The following is a 3,120-nucleotide window of genomic DNA, read 5'->3' as shown; positions in this document are numbered from 1 at the left end:
GCAGGCCGATCCGGTCGTAGCAGGCGCCGCGGAACAGGAACTTGGTGCGCTCGATGGCGATGATCTCGCGCGGGATCGTGGTCTCGTCCTGCGCCTCGTGGCGGATGTCGGGCGTCGTCATGTCGACGGAGAGCGCGCCGTTGTCGTCCTGCATCACCGAGGACAGCATCAGCGGCCGCTGGTCCTCGATGGTGAAGTGCAGCCGCGACAGGTAGCGGGTATCCTGGAAGTAAAGGCCCTCCGGCCCCGGCTGCACCCCGATGTCGCCGAAGGCGTCGAGGACGGCAAACGCCTCGCCGAACTTCAACGACCGCAACGGGCGGTCGACCAGCGAGGTCTGGGCCTCGATGTGGTATTGCGGCAGGACCGCGTCGGCATCCTGGAAGCCGCGCGGGATCTGCGGTGGCCCATCCCGGCCGGGCTGCGCCTTCGCCGTCGTGTCGTCGGCCGCCATGCGTGACCTGCTCCGCGTTCTCGAAGGTGCGAATCGAAAGGGCCGCCGGATCGCTGTCGGGCGATGCGGCGGCCCTGGTGACCGTCTGAGTTGCCTGCTTGTACGATGCGGGCCGGGCCGGGAAAAGCCTTGCGGGAGGATCGGACCCTTGCGCGGCGGTCCTTGCAAGCCCGATGCCGGGACCGAGGACGGGCCTAAGCAGGCTTTCGTGGCTTCGCCAACGAAAGCCTGCTTCGATCTCCTTGGTGCCGCATCCTTGTTCTCGCGCGAACCAGTGGCCGCTTCGCGCAGTGATGCTTTAGAGACGCGTCTTCGCCGTCGCGACGCGCTGGGGGCTCAGGCCGGCATCGCGGCGACCGAGATCGGCGGACGGGCCGACCCGTTCATCTCGCCGTAATGCGGCGTGAAGGCCGCGGCCTTCGGCAGGGCGATCACGCAATCGCGCGCGGAGAGCAGTTCCTCGTAGGCGGCGACGTACTTCCTGACCATGCACTCGGCGGTGAAGCCGGTCTCGAAGTGGCGGCGCACGCCGGCGCGGCTCATGGTCTTGACCTTGGCCACCGCCGCGACCGCATCGTCCATGCTATCGCACAGCACGCCGCTGACGCCGTCGGCGATGACCTCGGGGACCGAGCCGTTGCGGAATGCGATCACCGGGGTGCCGGCCGACATCGCCTCGATCATCACGAGGCCGAAGGGCTCCGGCCAGTCGATCGGGAAGGCGAGCGCCAGCGCGTTGCCGAGGAAGGTCTTCTTCTGCTCCTCGTTGATCTCGCCGATGTACTCGATCAGGGGATGGTGGGTCATCGGCTCGATGACCTCGTCCCAGTAATCCTTGTCGGCCTTGTCGACCTTGGCGGCGATCTTCAGCGGCGTGCCGGAGCGGATCGCCATCTCGATCGCCCGGTCGGGACGCTTCTCGGGGGAGATGCGGCCGAGGAAGGCGAGGTAGCCGCCCTTGGCCTCCGGGGAATACGGGCAGTTCTGCGCCGGCAGGCCGTGATGGATCGTCGACAGCCATTTGACGTTTGGCGGCATCGGCACGCGCTGGTTGTCGGAGATCGACACCAGCGGCATGCCGGTGAAGGTCTTGTAGACCGGCATGAAGTCCGGCACGTCGAGGCGCCCGTGCATCGTCGTGAGGCACTTGTGGTTCAGGTCCTCGAACATCGGGTACTGTAGCAGGTCGATGTGGAAGTGCAGGATGTCGAATTCGTGCGCGCGGCGGTGGACCTGATGCAGCATCGCGAGGTGGCTCGCGGTGTGGTCGCGATAGCCGAGCAGGCGCAGGCCCTCGGGGGTGCAGGCCGCGAGCTTGGCCGAGGTCTCGGAATCGCCGCTCGCGAACAGGGTGACGTCGTGGCCCTGGCGGACGAGTTCCTCGGTGATCCAGCTGACGACGCGCTCGGTGCCGCCGTAGAACTTGGGCGGGACGGCTTCCGAGAGCGGGGCGATCTGGGCAATGCGCACGAAAGGTCTCCTGAATAGCCAACGTTTCGGGGATCTAACCCGAGCCGGGCTGAGTGGGACATGAACGAAACCCACGGCCAAGGTTATGGTTCCTCGGGACCGCGCGCGTCACCCCGGTTTCGACGCCCCCTGCGCGATCTCCCCGGTATCCCCAGGGACCCGCCGGCCCGCCCGAGCCCTTGAGAGCGGCGAAACGTGCGTTGTCACGAGGCCCGCTCAGGCGGGGCGCCGCGTGAGGCGCGGCCGCCAGATGCCGAGCACCACGTTCAGCGTCGCGACGGCGAGCAGCACCCACAGGGTGTTGCGCTCCGGCCCGAGCGATCCGGCGAGCGTTGCGGGATCGACCCGGCCGGCAACGGCAAGGGCGCTCTGTTCGGCTTCCTGCTGCATGGGGCCCAGAACGCCGACGAAGCCGCTCTCGAAGACCAGGATGCCGGTGGCGGCCTTCAGCCAGGCCCAGCCCGCGTCGTGGTAGCCGCGGTTCAGGCCGATCGCCAGAAGCCCGGCGATCAGCGTCAGCCCGAGCGAGGGAAAGAAGATCCAGGTGGCGATGGTGCCCATCGCGCCGCGGATCAGGGCGTATTCGGCCAGGGCGGCGGGCGGCGGCGCCCAACTCAGCAGGACGAGCAGGGCCGCCATCGCGCCCATGAGGCCGATGGCTCCCATCGTGTGGAGGAATTTCAGAAGGCGCCGCAAGGTGTCTCGAAGCCTGGTCGGGTCCGGATCGAGGGACGCTATCGCAATCAAGGGGATCGCGGTAGCGCATCGTCGACGCGGGCCGCGCGGGCTTTTACGCCCGACGATCGAAGGCGCGTGGAGAGACGTCCGTTGCGCGGGGTGCACCGCGCCCGACCTTGCCGGCTGCATCAGGCACGCGCCCTGCGCCGGAAGCGCCAGGCATTGAAGCGGGGTCGCGTTTCTGCCATAAGCCGCCCCGCGTGGAACCGCCCGGCCGGTTAGGGCTGCCGTGGCGGTTCATGCTGCTCCACCAGAAGCATCCATCGAGCGCACCCCTCCGGCCATCGCCGGACGGCAGGGGTTTTGCGCAGCGGAGAGCCAAATGCCCAAGCTGAAGACGAAATCGGGCGCCAAGAAGCGCTTCAAGATCACCGGGACCGGCAAGGTCATGTACGCCCAGGCCGGCAAGCGCCACGGGATGATCAAGCGGACGACGAAGCAGATCCGCAACCTGCGCG

General features: G+C 67.9%; 4 protein-coding genes. 1 reads left to right on the top strand and 3 read right to left on the bottom strand.

Going from position 1 to position 3,120, the window contains the following annotated elements:
* The 3 genes from ACFE86_RS22030 to ACFE86_RS22020 form a co-directional block, all read right to left on the bottom strand.
* On the bottom strand, positions 1–454 hold a 454-nt coding region (locus ACFE86_RS22030), incomplete at its 3' end, for a glycogen debranching N-terminal domain-containing protein (RefSeq protein ID WP_375457443.1).
* A 336-nt stretch (positions 455–790) separates the two neighbouring features.
* Complete coding sequence (locus tag ACFE86_RS22025; RefSeq protein ID WP_375457442.1) at positions 791–1,924, bottom strand: glycosyltransferase family 4 protein; 1,134 nt, start codon at positions 1,922–1,924, stop codon at positions 791–793.
* A gap of 216 nt (positions 1,925–2,140) precedes the next feature.
* On the bottom strand, positions 2,141–2,620 hold the full coding sequence (locus ACFE86_RS22020; protein WP_375457441.1) for a hypothetical protein: 480 nt from the start codon (positions 2,618–2,620) through the stop codon (positions 2,141–2,143).
* Positions 2,621–2,984: 364 nt separating this feature from the next.
* On the opposite strand from ACFE86_RS22020, the gene rpmI reads away from it, so the two are divergent.
* Positions 2,985–3,120, top strand: a 136-nt coding sequence (gene rpmI, locus ACFE86_RS22015) for a 50S ribosomal protein L35 (protein ID WP_375457444.1), incomplete at its 3' end; no start/stop codon positions are given.

The sequence above is a fragment of the uncultured Methylobacterium sp. genome (assembly GCF_964244095.1).
GTDB lineage: Bacteria > Pseudomonadota > Alphaproteobacteria > Rhizobiales > Beijerinckiaceae > Methylobacterium.
The sequence above is the reverse complement of the archived record's forward strand: the minus strand, read 5'-3'. Positions and strand labels throughout refer to the sequence as shown.